Annotated in this window: 17 protein-coding genes; all 17 read left to right on the top strand. The window is 61.4% G+C overall.

Annotation, left to right across the window (positions count from 1 at the left end):
• Window positions 1–15: 15 nt before the first annotated feature.
• Window positions 16–441: a nucleoside-diphosphate kinase gene (ndk, locus tag AC1RCS_RS05710; RefSeq protein ID WP_008905954.1), complete on the top strand. Its 426-nt coding sequence runs from the start codon at window positions 16–18 to the stop codon at window positions 439–441.
• An 87-nt stretch (window positions 442–528) separates the two neighbouring features.
• Window positions 529–1,653, top strand: coding sequence for a dual-specificity RNA methyltransferase RlmN (gene rlmN, locus AC1RCS_RS05705; protein WP_218340260.1), 1,125 nt, complete (start codon window positions 529–531; stop codon window positions 1,651–1,653).
• 36 nt (window positions 1,654–1,689) lie between these two features.
• Window positions 1,690–2,523, top strand: a complete 834-nt coding sequence (gene pilW / locus AC1RCS_RS05700) for a type IV pilus biogenesis/stability protein PilW (RefSeq protein ID WP_218295357.1) — start codon at window positions 1,690–1,692, stop codon at window positions 2,521–2,523.
• Complete coding sequence (locus tag AC1RCS_RS05695) at window positions 2,516–3,427, top strand: helix-turn-helix domain-containing protein (RefSeq protein ID WP_492244016.1); 912 nt, start codon at window positions 2,516–2,518, stop codon at window positions 3,425–3,427. The genes pilW and AC1RCS_RS05695 overlap by 8 nt, the downstream gene beginning before the upstream one ends.
• Window positions 3,428–3,447: 20 nt before the next feature.
• On the top strand, window positions 3,448–4,707 hold the full coding sequence (gene ispG, locus AC1RCS_RS05690; RefSeq protein ID WP_492244245.1) for a flavodoxin-dependent (E)-4-hydroxy-3-methylbut-2-enyl-diphosphate synthase: 1,260 nt from the start codon (window positions 3,448–3,450) through the stop codon (window positions 4,705–4,707).
• A 153-nt stretch (window positions 4,708–4,860) separates the two neighbouring features.
• Window positions 4,861–6,126: a histidine--tRNA ligase gene (gene hisS / locus AC1RCS_RS05685; protein WP_492244244.1), complete on the top strand. Its 1,266-nt coding sequence runs from the start codon at window positions 4,861–4,863 to the stop codon at window positions 6,124–6,126.
• A gap of 14 nt (window positions 6,127–6,140) precedes the next feature.
• Window positions 6,141–6,827: a YfgM family protein gene (locus AC1RCS_RS05680; RefSeq protein ID WP_492244015.1), complete on the top strand. Its 687-nt coding sequence runs from the start codon at window positions 6,141–6,143 to the stop codon at window positions 6,825–6,827.
• Window positions 6,828–6,868: 41 nt separating this feature from the next.
• Window positions 6,869–7,996: an outer membrane protein assembly factor BamB gene (bamB, locus tag AC1RCS_RS05675; protein ID WP_218295794.1), complete on the top strand. Its 1,128-nt coding sequence runs from the start codon at window positions 6,869–6,871 to the stop codon at window positions 7,994–7,996.
• Between the two features lie 13 nt (window positions 7,997–8,009).
• The gene (der, locus tag AC1RCS_RS05670; RefSeq protein ID WP_218295354.1) at window positions 8,010–9,353 is read left to right on the top strand and encodes a ribosome biogenesis GTPase Der; all 1,344 of its coding nucleotides are present in this window, start codon (window positions 8,010–8,012) and stop codon (window positions 9,351–9,353) included.
• 105 nt (window positions 9,354–9,458) lie between these two features.
• Window positions 9,459–9,713 (top strand): RNA chaperone Hfq, encoded by a 255-nt coding sequence (gene hfq, locus AC1RCS_RS05665; RefSeq protein WP_218295353.1) that lies wholly within the window; start codon window positions 9,459–9,461, stop codon window positions 9,711–9,713.
• 69 nt (window positions 9,714–9,782) lie between these two features.
• The gene (hflX, locus tag AC1RCS_RS05660) at window positions 9,783–10,952 is read left to right on the top strand and encodes a GTPase HflX (protein ID WP_492244014.1); all 1,170 of its coding nucleotides are present in this window, start codon (window positions 9,783–9,785) and stop codon (window positions 10,950–10,952) included.
• Between the two features lie 54 nt (window positions 10,953–11,006).
• Window positions 11,007–12,380 carry an FtsH protease activity modulator HflK gene (gene hflK / locus AC1RCS_RS05655; RefSeq protein ID WP_492244013.1) on the top strand — a complete coding sequence of 458 codons (1,374 nt, stop codon included), beginning with the start codon at window positions 11,007–11,009 and terminating at the stop codon, window positions 12,378–12,380.
• Window positions 12,381–12,389: 9 nt separating this feature from the next.
• A complete protein-coding gene (hflC, locus tag AC1RCS_RS05650; RefSeq protein ID WP_218295350.1) occupies window positions 12,390–13,301 on the top strand; it encodes a protease modulator HflC in 912 nt (303 codons plus the stop codon).
• Between the two features lie 34 nt (window positions 13,302–13,335).
• Window positions 13,336–13,518, top strand: coding sequence for a DUF2065 domain-containing protein (locus tag AC1RCS_RS05645; RefSeq protein ID WP_492244012.1), 183 nt, complete (start codon window positions 13,336–13,338; stop codon window positions 13,516–13,518).
• Between the two features lie 89 nt (window positions 13,519–13,607).
• A complete protein-coding gene (locus AC1RCS_RS05640; RefSeq protein WP_492244011.1) occupies window positions 13,608–14,756 on the top strand; it encodes an ATP phosphoribosyltransferase regulatory subunit in 1,149 nt (382 codons plus the stop codon).
• Between the two features lie 27 nt (window positions 14,757–14,783).
• Entirely contained in the window at window positions 14,784–16,160 is a 1,377-nt protein-coding gene (locus AC1RCS_RS05635; RefSeq protein WP_218295347.1) for an adenylosuccinate synthase, read from the top strand.
• 47 nt (window positions 16,161–16,207) lie between these two features.
• Complete coding sequence (locus tag AC1RCS_RS05630; protein WP_218295346.1) at window positions 16,208–16,732, top strand: phosphoribosyltransferase; 525 nt, start codon at window positions 16,208–16,210, stop codon at window positions 16,730–16,732.
• Window positions 16,733–16,864 lie beyond the last annotated feature (132 nt).

The raw sequence follows: 16,864 nt of genomic DNA, 5'->3' as shown, positions 1-16,864 counted from the left end.
ATTCAGGAAATCAACATGGCAATCGAACGCACCCTCTCCATCATCAAGCCCGACGCAGTGGCCAAGAATGTCATCGGTCAGATCTATGCACGCTTTGAAGCTGCCGGCCTCAAGGTCGTGGCTGCACGCATGGCCCACCTGTCGCGCCTGGAAGCCGAGCAGTTCTACGCCGTGCACAAGGAGCGTCCTTTCTTCAAGGACCTGGTGGACTTCATGATCTCCGGCCCCGTGATGATCCAGGCCCTGGAAGGTGAAAATGCGATTCTGAAGAACCGCGAACTCATGGGCGCCACGGACCCCAAGAAGGCAGAAGCCGGCACCATCCGCGCCGACTTCGCTGACAGCATCGATGCCAATGCAGTGCATGGTTCCGACGCAGCTGAAACCGCCCAGGCAGAAGTGGCCTTCTTCTTCCCCGGCCTGAACATCTACTCGCGCTGATATGGTGCTCCCCATGCCTGTTCCCGCAATCGTGGGACACCTGCGCCATGGGGACGACCGCGCTCGGCCCGTCACTGGAAGGGCGCGATGACCACCACCAACCTGCTGGAATTTGACCTCGACGGCCTGGCTGCTTTCTGCCAGCAACTGGGCGAAAAGCGGTTTCGCGCCACCCAGCTGTTTCGCTGGATCCACCAGCGCGGCGCCAGCGACTTTGACGCCATGAGCGATCTGGCCAAGGCCCTGCGCGACAAGCTCAGGGGTTGCGCCCGCGTCGAGGCCTTGCCGGTCATCTCAGAGCATGTTTCCTCGGACGGCACGGTGAAGTGGCTGTTCGACGTGGGGGATGGCAATGCGGTGGAAGCCGTCTTCATTCCTGAGGATGACCGCGGAACGCTGTGTATTTCCTCCCAGGCCGGCTGTGCCGTGGGGTGCCGCTTTTGCTCCACGGGGCATCAGGGTTTCAGCAGGAATCTGACCACGGGCGAGATCGTCGCGCAGTTGTGGTTTGCAGAGCATTCCTTGCGCAAACGCCTCAAGTCCGAAGATCGGGTGATCTCGAACGTCGTGATGATGGGGATGGGCGAGCCGCTGCAGAACTACTCGGCGCTCGTGCCCGCCTTGCGCGTCATGCTCGATGACCATGGGTATGGTCTGTCGCGGCGGCGGGTGACGGTATCCACGTCGGGCGTGGTCCCCATGATGGACCGCCTCTCGCAGGATTGCCCGGTGGCCCTGGCCGTGTCTTTGCATGCGCCCAACGATCCGCTGCGGGACAATCTGGTACCGCTCAATCGCAAGTATCCGATCGAAGAGCTGCTGGAGGCCTGCAACCGCTATCTGGCGCACGCACCGCGTGATTTCATCACTTTTGAATACTGCATGCTCGATGGCGTCAATGACCAGCTGGAGCATGCGCAGCAGCTGATCGAGCTGGTCAAGCCCGCCCGTGGCGCAGGGGTGCGCTGCAAATTCAATCTCATTCCCTTCAATCCATTTCCCGCATCGGGGCTGTTGCGATCTGCGCAAAATCAGGTGGTTGCATTTGCGAAGGTCCTGAGCGATGCAGGTATTGTCACAACGGTGCGCAAGACCCGGGGAGATGATATCGACGCGGCCTGTGGCCAGCTCGCGGGAGATGTCAAGGATCGCACACGGGCCGCCGAGCGCATGGCAAAGCAGCGGACAATCGTGCTCAAACCGGTGACTTGATCAGCAAGCAATCGGCATACTTCAAGGAGGCTCTACATGGTGGGATTGGTTGGAAGCTGGCAGCAACTTGGCCGCTGGACACTCACGGCATGTGGCGTGCTCGCATGCATGTCCGTACTGCAGGGGTGTGCGACCAACAACAGCATGTCCACCGTGGATACCAATGCGGGATTGGTCACTCCGTCCGATGAGCCTGAAACGCGGCGCCGTGCCCGCATCCGCCTGGAGCTTGCATCCAACTATTTCGAGAACGGCCAGACCGCCGTGGCGCTTGATGAAGTCAAGCAGGCGCTGGCGGCCGATCCCACGTATTCCGACGCCTTCAACCTGCGCGGCCTCATCTACATGCGGCTGAACGATTTTGCGCAGGCGGACGACAGTTTTCGCAGGGCGCTGGCGCTCAGGGGGAACGATCCCAACCTGTTGCACAACTACGGCTGGTTGCTCTGCCAGCAGCAGAAGTACGCAGAAGCGGACCAGCAATTCGGGCGGGCGCTGGCCAATCCTTCCTACACCGCGCGCAGCAAGACACTCATGGCACGCGGGCTTTGCCAGTCGGGGGCCGGTCAGTTCGCCGAAGCCGAGCAGTCACTGCTCAAGGCCTATGAATTGGATGCCGCCAACCCCGTGGTGGGCTACCACCTGGCTGCGCTTTTGTTGCGGCGCAACGAGCTGACCCGCGCCCAGTTCTATATCCGGCGGCTGAACAACAGCCAGTTTGCCAACTCCGAGTCGCTGTGGCTCGGAATCAAGGTGGAGCGTGGCCTGGGTGACTCCGTGGCCATGAAGCAGCTGGCGGAACAGTTGCGCAAGCGTTTCCCGGATTCGCGGGAACTGGGGGCATACGAGCGTGGGGCTTTCAATGAGTGAGGTTCTGGAGAGTGGTGGAATGACGGCGGGTGGATTGCTCAGGGAAGCGCGGCAGGCATCCGGCATGCACATTGCCGCCTTGGCCGTGGCGCTGAAGGTGCCGGTCAGCAAGCTGGAGGCGCTGGAGGCCGACAACTACGAGGCGCTGCCTGATACGGTGTTTGTGCGGGCGCTGGCATCCAGCATCTGCAGGACACTCAAGCTCGATCCTGCGCCCGTCCTGTCGCTGTTGCCGCAAAGCAAGAGTCCGCGTCTGGCCACGGACAGCGCCGGTCTCAATGCACCCGTGAAGGGCGGTTCTGGCAAGTCGTCTTCGTCCTCGGGGTCCTTTTCGGGATCCACTTCGCGGTCCGTCACCTTGGTGGTGCTGGCGCTGCTGGTGGGAGCTCTCGTCCTTGTTTTCTTTCCCCGCCAGCAGGACGGGGCGACGAGCACGACAGGCGCAGTGCAGGCACCTGCCCCGGTGACGGCCGCTCCTTCGGTCATCGCGGAACCTCAGGCCAGCCCCGCACCCACAGAAGTATCGAGTGCCGCGACCGGCGTTGCCGAGCGCAAGCCGGAGAGCCCCGCGCCAGTTGCGGCGGGGCGCCCCGATGCAGCCGCGCCCGCGGCTGCCAATGGTGTTGCATCGGCCCCGGTGGCGGCCGCCAGCGCAGCCGTACCCCCTGCGGGTGCGCTGGTGCTGCGCGCGCGCAGTGAATCCTGGGTGCAGGTGCGGGACTCCGCAGGCGCGGTAGCACTGCAGCGCAATCTGGTCGCGGGCGAATCGGTGTCGGTCGCCGGGTCGATGCCTTTGGCAGTTGTCATCGGACGCGCGGACGTGACGGAGGTCTTCGTGCGCGGCAAGCCTTTCGACCTGACGACTGTGTCGCGTGAAAACGTTGCTCGCTTCGAGGTGAAATAGTGGAACAGGTATCTGGTGATATGGGGCCCATTGCGATTGCATCCCCTTTGCCTCGGCGCTCACGCCAAGCCAGGATCGTGTGGGGATCCCGTGTCGTGACGGTGGGCGGCGATGCGCCCGTGCGCGTGCAATCCATGACAAATACCGATACGGTGGACGCCATCGGCACGGCCATACAGGTCAAGGAGCTGGCGCAGGCGGGTTCGGAGTTCGTGCGGATTACCGTGAATACCCCCGAGGCCGCGGCGGCGGTGCCCTATATCCGGGAACAACTGGACCGGATGGGAGAAAGTGTGCCGCTCGTGGGGGACTTTCACTACAACGGGCACCGGCTGCTCACGGATTTTCCCGATTGCGCACAGGCGCTGTCCAAGTACCGCATCAATCCGGGCAATGTCGGCAAGGGTGACAAGAGGGACCGGCAGTTTGGCCAGATGATCGATGCCGCCATGCGGTGGAACAAGGCGGTGCGCATCGGGGTGAATTGGGGCAGTCTCGATCAGGATCTGCTGGTGGACCTGATGGACGCCAACAGCCGCCGGGCCTCGCCCTGGGAGGCGCGCCAGGTCATGTATGAGGCGCTCATCACGTCGGCCATCGAGTCCGCCCGCCGGGCCGAGCAGATGGGGCTGGATGGCAATCAGATCATCCTGTCGTGCAAGGTCAGTGGAGTGCAGGATCTGATTTCCGTCTATCGTGAGCTCGCACGCCGCTGCGACTATGCGCTGCATCTGGGGCTGACGGAGGCGGGCATGGGAACCAAGGGCACGGTAGCGTCGGCAGCCGCGCTGTCGGTTCTGCTGCAAGAAGGCATCGGCGATACCATTCGCGTGTCCCTGACGCCCCAGCCCGGGGAGGCGCGCACGCAGGAGGTGGTGGTCGCCTCCGAGATATTGCAGGCGTTGGGTCTGCGTGTGTTTGTCCCCAGCGTCACGGCATGCCCGGGCTGTGGCCGCACCACAAGCACGACCTTTCAGGACCTGGCCAAGCAGATCGACGATTTTCTGCGTGCCCAGATGCCCGTATGGCGGGTTCGTTATCCCGGCGTCGAGAATCTGCGCGTCGCCGTGATGGGGTGCATCGTCAACGGTCCTGGCGAAAGCAAGCACGCAGACATCGGCATCAGCCTGCCCGGTACGGGTGAGGCGCCTGCGGCCCCTGTGTTCATTGATGGCGAAAAGGCCCTGACTCTGCGCGGCGAGAACATTGCCAATGAGTTCCATCAGATCGTCGAGCAGTACATTGAAAAGCGTTTCGGTGCCGCGGTTCCCGCCGCCTGACCCGCTGCATCCGCGCCGACAGCCCTTGCTCAGCCCCCGCATTGGGGCCGCAAGGAAGCTCTCTCAAAATAATTGGATAAGAAAAGAACAGCTGTGAGTAACGAAAAAAGCGCCACCTCGCCCAAGCCGGAAAAGCTGGTGGCCGTGAAAGGCATGAATGACATCCTGCCTCCGGAATCTGCCCGCTGGGAGTGGCTGGAGGCCAAGGTCCGGGGCCTGATGGCGCGCTACGCCTACCGCAATATCCGTACGCCGATCGTCGAGCCCACGCCGCTTTTTGTGCGGGGGCTCGGCGAGGTGACCGATATTGTTGAAAAAGAGATGTACTCGTTCGAGGACCGTCTCAATGGCGAGCACCTGACCCTGCGCCCCGAGGCGACGGCAGGCGTCGTGCGCGCCGTGGCCGAGCATTCCATGCTGTACGACGGGGGCAAGCGCCTGTACTACATGGGGCCCATGTTCCGCCACGAGCGTCCGCAGCGCGGGCGGTATCGCCAGTTCCATCAGATTGGCGCCGAGGCGCTGGGTTTTCCGGGCGCCGAAGTCGACGCGGAACTGATTTTGCTGGCCCAGGCGCTGTGGTGTGAACTGGGGCTTCAGAATGTGCGGCTGGAGCTCAACAGCCTGGGCGAGCCCCATGAACGCAAGGCCCATCGTGCTGCGCTGATCTCGTACCTCGAGCAGCATGCCGATGTGCTGGACGAAGAAGCACGCCGGCGCTTGCACAGCAACCCCCTGCGCATTCTGGATACCAAGAACCCCGCCATGCAGGCCATCGTGGAGGCCGCACCTCGGTTGATCGATTTCCTGGGGCCAGAGTCGCTCGCGCATTTCGACGCAGTGAAGTCCATCCTGAGTGCCAATGGCGTCGCATGGACCGTCAATCCGCGCCTTGTCAGGGGCATGGACTACTACAACCTGACCGTGTTCGAGTTCGTCACCGACCAATTGGGCTCGCAGGGCACGATCTGTGGCGGCGGCCGTTACGACTACCTGATCGGTCAGATTGGTGGCAAGGCTGCGCCAGCGGTGGGCTGGGCGCTGGGGGTTGAGCGTGTGCTCGAACTCCTCAAGGAGCAGGCCAGCGCATTGCCGGCGCTGGCTCCCGATGTGTATGCGGTGATTCCCTCGGCGGCGGCGTTGCCGGTGGCGGTTGCGGCCATCGAGCGCCTGCGGCAGCTCGGCGTCAGTGTGCAGATGCATGCTGCGCCCGCAGGCGGTGAAGGAATGGGCAGCATGAAGTCCCAGTTCAAGAAGGCAGATGCGAGCGGCGCGCTGCATGCACTGGTCTTTGGCGACGATGAGCTCTCCCGAGGGATGGTTGTTGTCAAGTCCTTGCGCGATGGTGTCGGAGCGCAGGCCGAGCAACCGCTGGACTCACTGGTCGAATGGGTGTCCCACCTACAATCCAACCGCTAAACAGAACATATTCCATGGCAAATCACCTAGATCTCGAAGAACAAGAACAGCTTGACCAGCTCAAGCATTTCTGGAACACCTGGGGCACGCTCATCAGTTCGGTACTGATTCTGGTGGCGGGCTCCCTGGTTGCGTGGAACGGATACCAGTATTGGCAAAACCGCCAGGCGAGCCAGGCCGCGGCGCTCTTTGATGCCGTGGACGTGGCTGCCCGGACGGGGGATCAAGCGCGCATGGCGCAGGCGTTTGCCGACCTCAAGGCCAAGTATTCGGGCACTACGCAGGCCAGCCAGGCCGGCCTCGCGCTCGCCAAGACGATGGTGGATGCCGGCAATGCCGATGGCGCGAAAGAAGCGCTGGCCTGGGTGGCCGCCCAGTCCGGGGATGATGGCCTCAAGGCGCTGTCCAGGTTGCGCTTGGCCAGCGTGCTGATGGACCAGAAAAACTACGATGAGGCGCTCAAGCAGGTGTCTGGCAGCACTCCCCTTGAGTTTGAAGCGGTGTTCGCAGATCGCAAGGGTGATATCTATTCCCTGCAGGGCAAGCGCACAGAGGCGATCGCGGAGTATGCGAAGGCATACAAGGCCTTCGAGGAGAGTGTGGAGTATCGGCGCCTCGTGGAAATCAAGCTTGGTGCCCTGGGGGTCTCGCCGCAGGGTATCGCGGTGGCTGCGGCTGCTCCTGTGGAAGGGGTGAAATAACCATGGCGTTCATTTGTGCAAACAACACGCCGGGCGGGCGGATGCTGCTGCGTGGCGTTTCGTCCGCGGTGCTGGTCGCCACGTTGGCCGGGTGTTCGCTGTGGAGTGGCAGCAGCTCCAAACCCGTACCTGCCGATCTGGGGGCCAATGTCGCTGTCCTGGGTGTGCGGCAGGCATGGACAGCGCGCATCGGCAATGTTGGAGGATTTCCGCTGGAGGTCCACTCCGCAGGCAATGTGGTGACCGTGGCATCCGCTGACGGTGTGGTGGCTGCGATCGATGCGCGCACCGGTGGAGACGTATGGCGCACCGCACTGGCCGAGCCCTTGTCCGCGGGTGTGGGAAGCGATGGAAAGTCTGCGGCTGTCGTGTCCCGCAGCAACACGTTGATTGTTCTGGATGCCGGCCGTGAGCGGTGGCGGCAATCCCTGGCTGCGCAGGTATTCACGCCCCCCCTGGTTGCTGGCGGGCGTGTCTTTGTGCTGTCGACGGATCGGTCGCTGGCCGCCTACGATGCTGTGACGGGGCGCAAGCTCTGGAGCCAGCAGCGCCCTGGAGACCCCTTGGTCTTGCGCCAAGCCGGCGTGCTCCTGGCTGTGGGAGATACCTTGGTGGCGGGTTTTGCCGGCCGCCTTGTGGGCTTGAACCCGGACAACGGCAGCGTTCGCTGGGAGGCGCCGCTGGCCAGTTCGCGCGGTACCAATGATGTCGAACGCCTGGTGGAACTGGTCGGCCGTACCAGCCGGGTAGGGGACTCCGTCTGTGCACGGGCCTTCCAGTCGGCTGTGGGTTGCGTCAATACGGCCAGAGGCGCGGTGGCCTGGACGCAGCCGGCCAGTGGAGCCGATGGAGTGCACGGCGATGGCGAAGCGCTGTTCGGGGCCGAGAGCAATGGCACGGTGATTGCGTGGCGCCGCAGCGACGGCTCACGCCTGTGGGCGACGGACAGGCTCAAGCACCGCAAACTGACAGCGCCTTTGCTGCTGGGACGCTCGGTGGTGGTCGGGGACGATGCAGGCCTCGTTCATCTGCTTTCCCGTGCGGACGGTTCTCCGCTTAACCGCATTGCCACCGATGCATCCGGCATAGCTGCGGCGCCCGCTGTCGCTGCCGATACGCTGGTGGTGGTCACGCGAAACGGTGGCGTCTACGGATTCCGTCCTGATTGATGGATCTTATTCAATGAAGCCAGTTATCGCCCTCGTCGGGCGTCCGAATGTCGGCAAGTCCACGCTTTTCAACCGTCTGACCAAGTCTCGCGACGCCATCGTGGCGGATTTCGCCGGGCTGACGCGGGACCGGCATTACGGCAATGGCAAGCAAGGCAAGCACGAGTACATCGTCATCGATACAGGGGGCTTCGAGCCTGATGCATCGAGTGGCATCTACAAGGAGATGGCCAAGCAGACGCAGCAGGCCGTTGCCGAGGCCGATGTGGTCATCTTCGTGGTCGATGCACGTGCCGGCGTTTCTGCGCAGGACCATGACATTGCAAACTACCTGCGCCGCCTTGGCAAACCCTGTGTGCTGGTCGCCAACAAGGCGGAGGGCATGCTGGAAGGTGTGCAGCTGGCAGAGTTTTATGAGCTGGGGCTGGGCGAGGTGTATCCCGTGTCCGCGGCGCATGGGCAGGGTATCCGCAGTCTGGTTGATATCGCCCTGGAACCCCTGCAGCTTCCTGAACCGGACGACTCCGAGGCCGGCTCCGACAAGAGCATCATCAAGCTTGCCGTCGCAGGGCGGCCCAATGTCGGTAAATCGACGCTGATCAACACCTGGCTTGGCGAGGAGCGCCTTGTCGCGTTTGACATGCCGGGCACGACCCGGGATGCCATCACCGTGCCATTCGAGCGCAATGGCCAACGCTTCGAGCTGGTCGATACGGCGGGGTTGCGCCGCAAGGGCAAGGTGTTTGAGGCGATCGAGAAATTTTCGGTCGTGAAGACTCTCCAGGCCATTGAATCGGCCAACGTGGTTCTGCTGCTGCTGGACGCGACCCAGGGGGTCACGGATCAGGATGCGCACATCGCAGGCTACATCCTTGAAAGCGGCAGGGCCGTGGTGGTGGCTGTCAACAAATGGGATGCCGTGGACGACTACCAGCGCCAGTTGCTGGAACGGTCCATCGAGACCCGGCTCGCCTTTCTGAAGTTTGCCTCGATGCATTTCATTTCCGCCAAGAAGCGGCAGGGGCTGGGGCCGCTGTGGACGTCGATCGCCCAGGCGCACAAGGCGGCAACCTGCAAAATGTCCACGCCGGTGCTTACACGCCTGCTCCTGGAGGCTGTGCAGTTCCAAAGTCCCAAGCGGGCAGGCATGTTCCGCCCCAAGATGCGGTATGCACACCAGGGGGGCATGAACCCGCCGGTGATCGTGATCCATGGCAATTCGCTCGAACATGTCACCGATGCCTACAAGCGCTTCCTGGAAGGACGCTTCCGCAAAGAGTTTGATCTGGTGGGCACGCCGCTGCGGATAGAAATGAAAACCTCCCACAATCCTTTTGCCGACAAGGACGAGGCCTGATCCAAAGGCTGGAGCCCTGAAGGGCCATGCACTACCAGCCCGATTTGCCCTTCGGGCTGTGGTAAGGTGCTGGTTTACAACAACATTTTGAACACGGAGAATATCGTGAGCAATAAAGGCCAGCTTTTGCAAGATCCCTTCCTCAACGCGCTGCGTCGGGAGCATGTTCCTGTTTCCATCTATCTGGTGAATGGAATCAAGCTGCAGGGGCAGATCGAGTCATTCGACCAGTATGTGGTGTTGCTGCGCAATACAGTGACCCAGATGGTTTACAAGCACGCTATTTCCACCATCGTGCCAGGTCGCGCCGTCAATTTTTCCACCGCCGACACCCCTGATGCAGATAGCAGCAACGCTTGAGTTGTTGTTTCTGAACCGGTCTTCGCTTCTTGCACGGATGGTGCGAGAAGGCCATCTGATTTGCATGCGATGACATCTTCGCGCGTGGACGGCACCCCGGTGCTGCTGGTGGGGGTGGACTTTGGTTTTCCCCATTTTGATGGCGATCTCGAGGAATTGGGCTTGCTCGCACAGACGGCGGGCATGAACCCGGTTGGCCGCCTGACATGCAAACGCAAGGCCCCGGACGCGGCCTTGTTTGTCGGAAGTGGCAAGGCAGACGAAATTCGCACTGCGGCACAGATGCACGGTGCGGTAGAGGTGCTGTTCGATCAATCGCTCAGCCCGGCCCAGCAACGTAACCTGGAGCGTCACCTTGAGCTTCCCGTCAACGACCGCACGCTGCTGATTCTGGAGATTTTTGCCCAGCGCGCCCGCAGCCATGAGGGCAAGCTTCAGGTGGAGCTCGCGCGACTGCAGTACCTCAGCACCCGCCTCGTGCGTCGATGGTCTCACCTGGAGCGTCAGACGGGTGGGATTGGCGCACGTGGTGGCCCTGGCGAGAAGCAGATTGAACTCGACCGCCGGATGATTGGCGACGCCGTCAAGCGCACCCGCGAGCGTCTTGTCAAGGTCAAGCGGCAGCGGTCCACCCAGAGGCGGCAACGGGAGCGGCGCGACACCTTCAATATTTCATTGGTCGGCTACACCAATGCGGGCAAGTCCACCTTGTTCAATGCGTTGGTGAAGGCCCGTGCCTATGCCGCAGACCAACTGTTTGCCACGCTGGACACGACAACGCGCCAACTGTATCTGGGCGATGCAGGACGATCGGTGTCCCTCTCCGATACGGTGGGATTCATTCGCGACCTGCCCCATGGCCTGGTGGATGCATTCCAGGCGACGTTGCAGGAGGCCATTGATGCGGATCTGCTGCTTCACGTGGTGGATGCCTCCAATCCGGGCTTTCCGGAGCAGATGGCGCAGGTCCAGAAGGTGCTGCATGAGATCGGGGCTGCGGATATTCCTCAGATATTGGTGTTCAACAAGCTGGATGCTCTGCAGGCGGAGCAACGTCCCCCGCTTCTGGAGGATCAGTACGATGTGGATGGGCAATTGTTCCAGCGCCTGTTCGTGAGCGCGCGCTCCGGCGAAGGGCTGGACACGCTTCGTCAGGCGCTTGCATCCAGGGTGGTGATCGCGGCTCAAGAAGGCATGACCCCTGGTGCCGCCATTGAATTGCCAGGGTCCGAGCCCTGATTGGGCACAATGCCAGCATTACCGATGCCATCCAGAGAACCAGAGACTTTGCGCATGAATTTCCAAAATCGCACCCTACGCTGGACTTCGCTGCCAGCACGTATTCGGGGCATGTTCAACCTGAACGATCCCCGGTGGGGACGCGGCGAAGACAACAAGTCCGATGATGGCGCACGCCCAGAGGACCGCCCCGCTCCCCCGCCTTCGGGAAACCGGGGGGGTGACCAGCGCCCGGGCAATGGGCAGCCGCCGGATCTCGACGAACTGTGGCGCGACCTGAACCGTAAGCTGGGCGGATTGTTCGGATCCAAGAACGGTGGCGGGCGCGGGCCGGGCAACGGTGGCGGTTCGGGCGGCGGGTTCCAACCCGACATGAAGAGTGCAGGCGTTGGTGTGGGGCTGATCGCCGGGATTGTGTTTGTCATCTGGATGGGGACAGGGTTCTTCATCGTCCAGGAAGGCCAGCAGGCCGTGATCACTCAGTTTGGCAAATACAAGAGTACGGTGGGCGCGGGTTTCAACTGGCGATTGCCATACCCCATCGAGCGCCACGAGCTTGTTTTCGTGACCCAGATTCGCTCCGCCGACGTGGGCCGGGACAGCGTCATCAAGAGCACCGGCCTGCGCGAGTCGGCCATGCTCACCGAAGACGAGAACATCGTCGAGATCAAGTTTGCCGTGCAGTACCGCTTGAGTAATGCACGCGCCTGGCTGTTTGAAAGCAAGAATCCGTCGGATGCAGTCGTACAGGCCGCCGAAACGGCGGTTCGCGAAGTAGTAGGAAAGATGCGCATGGATACGGCCTTGGCCGAAGAGCGTGACCAGATTGCGCCGCGGGTCCGTGCGCTCATGCAAACCATTCTTGACCGCTACAAGGTCGGTGTCGAAGTTGTTGGAATCAACCTGCAGCAGGGGGGGGTGCGTCCACCTGAACAGGTGCAGGCGTCGTTTGACGATGTGCTGAAAGCAGGGCAGGAGCGCGAGCGGGCCAAGAACGAAGCGCAGGCATACGCCAATGATGTCATCCCGCGTGCAGTGGGCTCTGCGTCGCGCTTGAATGAGGAGGCGGCAGCTTACAAGGCGCGGATTGTTGCGCAGGCGCAAGGCGATGCGCAACGCTTCTCTTCCATTCTGGCGGAATACCAAAAATCGCCTCAGGTGACCCGTGACCGCATGTACCTGGAGGCCATGCAGCAGATTTACGGCAATGTGACCAAAGTGCTGGTCGAGTCGCGCCAGGGCTCCAATCTGCTGTATCTGCCCCTGGACAAGATCATGCAAGGCGTGGCGAGCGGAGCAGGGCCTCTGGATGCTCCGGCTGCCGCTGCGCCCGCGCCGGCGGTGGTGCCTGCCGTGCCTTCGTCCACTTTTTCGAATGACCCCCGAGCGCGTGACAGCAGTCGCACACGCGATCGTGAATCTCGCTAGGAGCTGCTCGTGAACAGAGTCGGATTTATTGCATCTACCCTCCTGGTGGTGCTGGCCCTCATGAGTTCCATGCTTTTCGTGGTGGACCAGCGCCAGTTTGGCGTGCTCTACGCGCTGGGGCAGATCAAGGAAGTGATTACCGAGCCGGGGTTGAATTTCAAGCTGCCGCCGCCTTTCCAGAACGTGTCGTATATCGACAAGCGTCTTCTGACGCTGGACAGCAGCGATACAGAACCCATGCTGACGGCTGAAAAACAGCGTGTGGTCATCGACTGGTATGTGCGCTGGCGCATCTCTGAACCCACGGAGTACATCCGCAATGTGGGGTTGGACGAAAGCGCCGGGGCCATGCAGCTCAATCGGGTGGTGCGCAATGCCTTTCAGGAGGAAATCAACAAGCGCACTGTCAAGGAACTGCTGTCTCTCAAACGCGAGGCGCTGATGGCAGATGTCAAGCGCGAAGTGCTCGAGACCGTTCGCGGGGCCAAGCCCTGGGGTGTGGACGTGGTGGATGTGCGCATTACCCGCGTCGACTACGTGGAAGCCATCACGGAATCGGTCTACCGGCGCATGGAGGCTGAGCGTAAGCGTGTCGCCAATGAACTGCGCTCCACAGGGGCGGCCGAGGGCGAAAAAATTCGGGCGGATGCAGATCGTCAGCGTGAGATAGCGATTGCCAATGCCTACCGCGATGCCCAGAAGATCAAGGGTGAAGGCGATGCTGAAGCAGCGCGCATCTACGCCGAGGCTTTTGGCCGGGACCCACAGTTTGCCCAGTTTTACCGCAGCCTGGAGGCATACAAGTCCAGCTTCAACAAGAAGACCGACGTGATGGTCCTCGATCCCTCGTCTTCGGAATTCTTCAAGACTTTCCGAGGCGGAACCTCGGCCACGGCGCCTGCCGCCGCGGCACGCAAGTGAGTTTCCCCGCCCTGGCTGTTGGTAGCTTGCCGCAGTGACTTTTGACAGCCTTTGGGCGGCTCTGGCCCTCGTGCTGGTGATTGAAGGGCTATTGCCCTTCCTATCGCCACAGGGCTGGCGGCGTGCGGTCTCCCAGATTGCACTGCTGCAGGATGGCCAGATACGTTTTTTCGCATTGCTGGCCATCGTTGCCGGTGTTGCCATGCTGTGGTTCTGACCTGGGCTTGGAGTCCTGGCGGTGGAGTCTCTCGGGCCTTCGCTCTCCTCCCGGTAGAATCACGGTTTTAACAGCCTCCCCTTTTCTCCATGTCTGCTTGGGTCCTTCCGGATCACATTGCCGATGTCTTGCCGTCCGAAGCGCGGCACATCGAAGAATTGCGTCGCGGGCTGCTTGATACAGCCCGTTGTTATGGCTATGAGCTGGTGATGCCTCCTTTGCTGGAGCATCTCGAATCCTTGCTGACAGGTACTGGCGAGGCGCTTGACCTCCAGACCTTCAAGCTGGTGGATCAGCTCTCCGGGCGTTCCATGGGGCTGCGGGCGGACACCACCCCCCAAGTGGCCCGCATCGATGCGCACCTGCTCAATCGCAAGGGGGTTGCTCGGCTGTGCTATTGCGGCCCCGTACTGCACACCCGGCCTGACCGTCCCCATGCCACACGCGAGCCCCTGCAGTTCGGCGCGGAGATATACGGGCATGCCGGGCTGGAGGCGGACCTCGAGGCTTTGCAGTTGGCCCGGGAGTGCCTGCGGGTTGCGGCCGTTCGTGGCACGACGATCGACCTGGGGGACGTGCGGATTGTGCGCAGCCTGCTGGCTGGCGTGCCGCTGAATGCCCAGGTGTTGAGTGCCATCCATGCCGCGCTGGCTGCCAAGGACGCTGGCGAATTGGTGTCTTTGACCCGCGCTTTCCCCGAGAAGTCTCGCAAAGGTTTGCTGGCGCTGCTGCAGCTGTATGGAGATCAGGCTGTGTTGGATGAGGCTGAAAAAGCGCTCAAGCACTTTCCCGACATTCCCCTGCTGCTATCAAATTTGAAATGGCTTGCTACCCGGTTGGAGGGGGCTACCGTGACGTTTGATCTGGCCGATTTGCGTGGCTATGCGTATTACAGCGGTGCACGTTTCGCGATCTATGCACCGGGTGCAAGCGATGCGTTGGTCCGAGGTGGGCGCTATGACGAAGTGGGGGCCGTGTTCGGCAGAAACCGCCCCGCGGCAGGGTTCAGCTTGGATCTCAAGCAAGTGGTCGGCGTAGTGTCGCCGCGTGCGTTGAAGGCGGCGATCCGGGCCCCATGGGAGGAGTCCGATGAGGTCAATGCGGCCATCGCCAAACTCCGCAAGGCGGGTGAGACGGTGGTCTGCGTTCTGCCGGGGCATGAGAGCGAAGTGGACGAGTTCCACTGCGACCGGGAACTGGTGCAGGTTGCGGGCCGGTGGGTCGTGCAGGCTGTTTGAGCAATTGAAAATTGAATTGGGTTTGAGATGAAAGCAACCAAAGGTCGCAATGTAGTGGTGGTCGGGACCCAGTGGGGTGACGAAGGCAAGGGCAAACTGGTTGATTGGCTGACAGAGAGTGCCCAAGGCGTGGTCCGTTTTCAAGGCGGGCACAACGCTGGCCATACGCTGGTGATCAATGGGGTCAAGACTGCGTTGCACTTGATTCCCAGCGGCATCATGCGACCCGGGGTGAAGTGCTACATCGGCAACGGCGTCGTGCTGTCGGCAGCCAAACTGTTCGAGGAAATCGAAGGCCTTGAGAAGGCGGGTGTTGAAGTGCGGTCACGCCTGCGCATCAGCGAGGCCTGTCCCTTGATCCTTCCTTTCCATGCTGCCATTGACGTGGCGCGTGAAGCCGCGCGCGAGCAGGGCGGTACGGAGAAGATTGGAACAACAGGCCGGGGTATTGGTCCCGCGTACGAAGACAAGATTGCCCGCCGCGCACTGCGGGTGCAGGACCTGAAATACCCAGAGCGGTTTGCAGCCAAGCTGCGTGAGTTGCTGGACCTGCACAACCATACCCTCACGACGTACCTCCGCTCCGGCTCGTTCGTGTTTGGTGATGCGCTCAAGCCGTACATCCAGGATGGCAAGGTTCAGTTTGACGTGGTCTATGCAGAGGCGATGCGCCATGCCGAATTGCTCAAGCCCATGATGGCCGATGTGTCACGTGAATTGAACGATGCCCACCGCGAAGGCGCCAATCTCCTGTTCGAAGGTGCACAAGGTACGTTGCTGGATGTGGACCATGGCACCTATCCCTATGTCACCTCCAGCAACTGCGTGGCCGGCAACGCAGCGGCGGGATCCGGCGTGGGGCCTGGCATGCTGCATTACATCCTTGGCATCACCAAAGCGTATTGCACCCGCGTAGGCGGGGGACCATTTCCCACCGAGCTGGACTGGGAAGTGCCAGGTACGCCGGGTTACCACATGAGCACGGTGGGTGCTGAAAAGGGCGTGACTACTGGACGCAGCCGCCGCTGCGGCTGGTTTGATGCCGCATTGCTCAAGCGCAGTGCGCAGGTCAATGGCCTCTCTGGCTTGTGCATCACCAAGCTGGACGTTCTGGATGGCCTCGAAGAACTGTTGCTTTGCACGGGATATGAGCTCGATGGCGAACGCATTGATCTGTTGCCCATGGGGGCTGAAGACATCGCCCGCTGCACCCCTATCTACGAGACATTGCCAGGGTGGAGTGACTCCACCGTTGGTGTGACCGACTATGCCAAGCTCCCGGAAAGTGCCCGGCGCTACCTGGAGCGCATCGAACAGGTGACAGGTGTGCCGATCGACATGATTTCTACTAGTCCGGATCGGGATCACACCATCATGATGCGCCATCCCTATGTCGCTGGCTGATTGCCTTTGACCCTCGTCTCTACAGCTATACATCCAGGAGCCATTTCATGTTGACCGAAGACGGCAAACACCTCTATGTCAGTTATGACGAGTATCACAGCCTCATCGAGAAGCTGGCCCTCAAGGTGCATCAGTCGGGATGGATGTTCGACACGATCCTGTGTCTTGCACGGGGCGGGTTGCGTCCCGGCGATATCCTGAGTCGTATCTTCGACAAGCCCCTGGCCATCATGTCCACCAGCTCCTACCGTGCCGAAGCCGGCACCGTGCAGGGGCATCTGGATATCGCTCGCTTCATCACAACTCCCAAGGGTGAGATCGCTGGTAAGGTGCTGCTGGTCGATGATCTTGCGGACTCCGGCCACACTCTGCATGCCGTGATCAATATGTTGAAGACCAACTATGCTCCGATCACCGAACTGCGCAGTGCGGTGATCTGGACGAAGGGTCTGTCTACGTTCTCTGCGGACTACTCTGTGGAGTTTCTGCCGACAAACCCCTGGATTCATCAACCCTTTGAAGGCTATGACAGCCTGAGCCCCGACAAGTTGCTTGAGAAGTGGCGTGTGTAGAGAGGGCTGCGAATTCTGAAATTTCACGGACTTTCTTCTGCCTCTCTGAAATTGGTGCTATAGTCGAGGGCTTCGCTACTGAGGCGGTGCTGCAGAGATGCGGGGCGCTGGAGGTTCGGGTGATGATGGGGT

This window comes from Acidovorax sp. GW823-FHT01C06 (assembly GCF_058798375.1).
The sequence above is the reverse complement of the archived record's forward strand: the minus strand, read 5'-3'. Positions and strand labels throughout refer to the sequence as shown.

Coding starts and splice junctions, on each gene's coding strand:
- ndk (WP_008905954.1), top strand. CDS start 16: ATGGCAATCGAACGCACCCTCTCCATCATCAAGCCCGACGCAGTGGCC.
- rlmN (WP_218340260.1), top strand. CDS start 529: ATGACCACCACCAACCTGCTGGAATTTGACCTCGACGGCCTGGCTGCT.
- pilW (WP_218295357.1), top strand. CDS start 1,690: ATGGTGGGATTGGTTGGAAGCTGGCAGCAACTTGGCCGCTGGACACTC.
- AC1RCS_RS05695 (WP_492244016.1), top strand. CDS start 2,516: ATGAGTGAGGTTCTGGAGAGTGGTGGAATGACGGCGGGTGGATTGCTC.
- ispG (WP_492244245.1), top strand. CDS start 3,448: ATGGGGCCCATTGCGATTGCATCCCCTTTGCCTCGGCGCTCACGCCAA.
- hisS (WP_492244244.1), top strand. CDS start 4,861: ATGAATGACATCCTGCCTCCGGAATCTGCCCGCTGGGAGTGGCTGGAG.
- AC1RCS_RS05680 (WP_492244015.1), top strand. CDS start 6,141: ATGGCAAATCACCTAGATCTCGAAGAACAAGAACAGCTTGACCAGCTC.
- bamB (WP_218295794.1), top strand. CDS start 6,869: ATGCTGCTGCGTGGCGTTTCGTCCGCGGTGCTGGTCGCCACGTTGGCC.
- der (WP_218295354.1), top strand. CDS start 8,010: ATGAAGCCAGTTATCGCCCTCGTCGGGCGTCCGAATGTCGGCAAGTCC.
- hflX (WP_492244014.1), top strand. CDS start 9,783: ATGACATCTTCGCGCGTGGACGGCACCCCGGTGCTGCTGGTGGGGGTG.
- hflK (WP_492244013.1), top strand. CDS start 11,007: ATGAATTTCCAAAATCGCACCCTACGCTGGACTTCGCTGCCAGCACGT.
- AC1RCS_RS05640 (WP_492244011.1), top strand. CDS start 13,608: ATGTCTGCTTGGGTCCTTCCGGATCACATTGCCGATGTCTTGCCGTCC.
- AC1RCS_RS05635 (WP_218295347.1), top strand. CDS start 14,784: ATGAAAGCAACCAAAGGTCGCAATGTAGTGGTGGTCGGGACCCAGTGG.
- AC1RCS_RS05630 (WP_218295346.1), top strand. CDS start 16,208: ATGTTGACCGAAGACGGCAAACACCTCTATGTCAGTTATGACGAGTAT.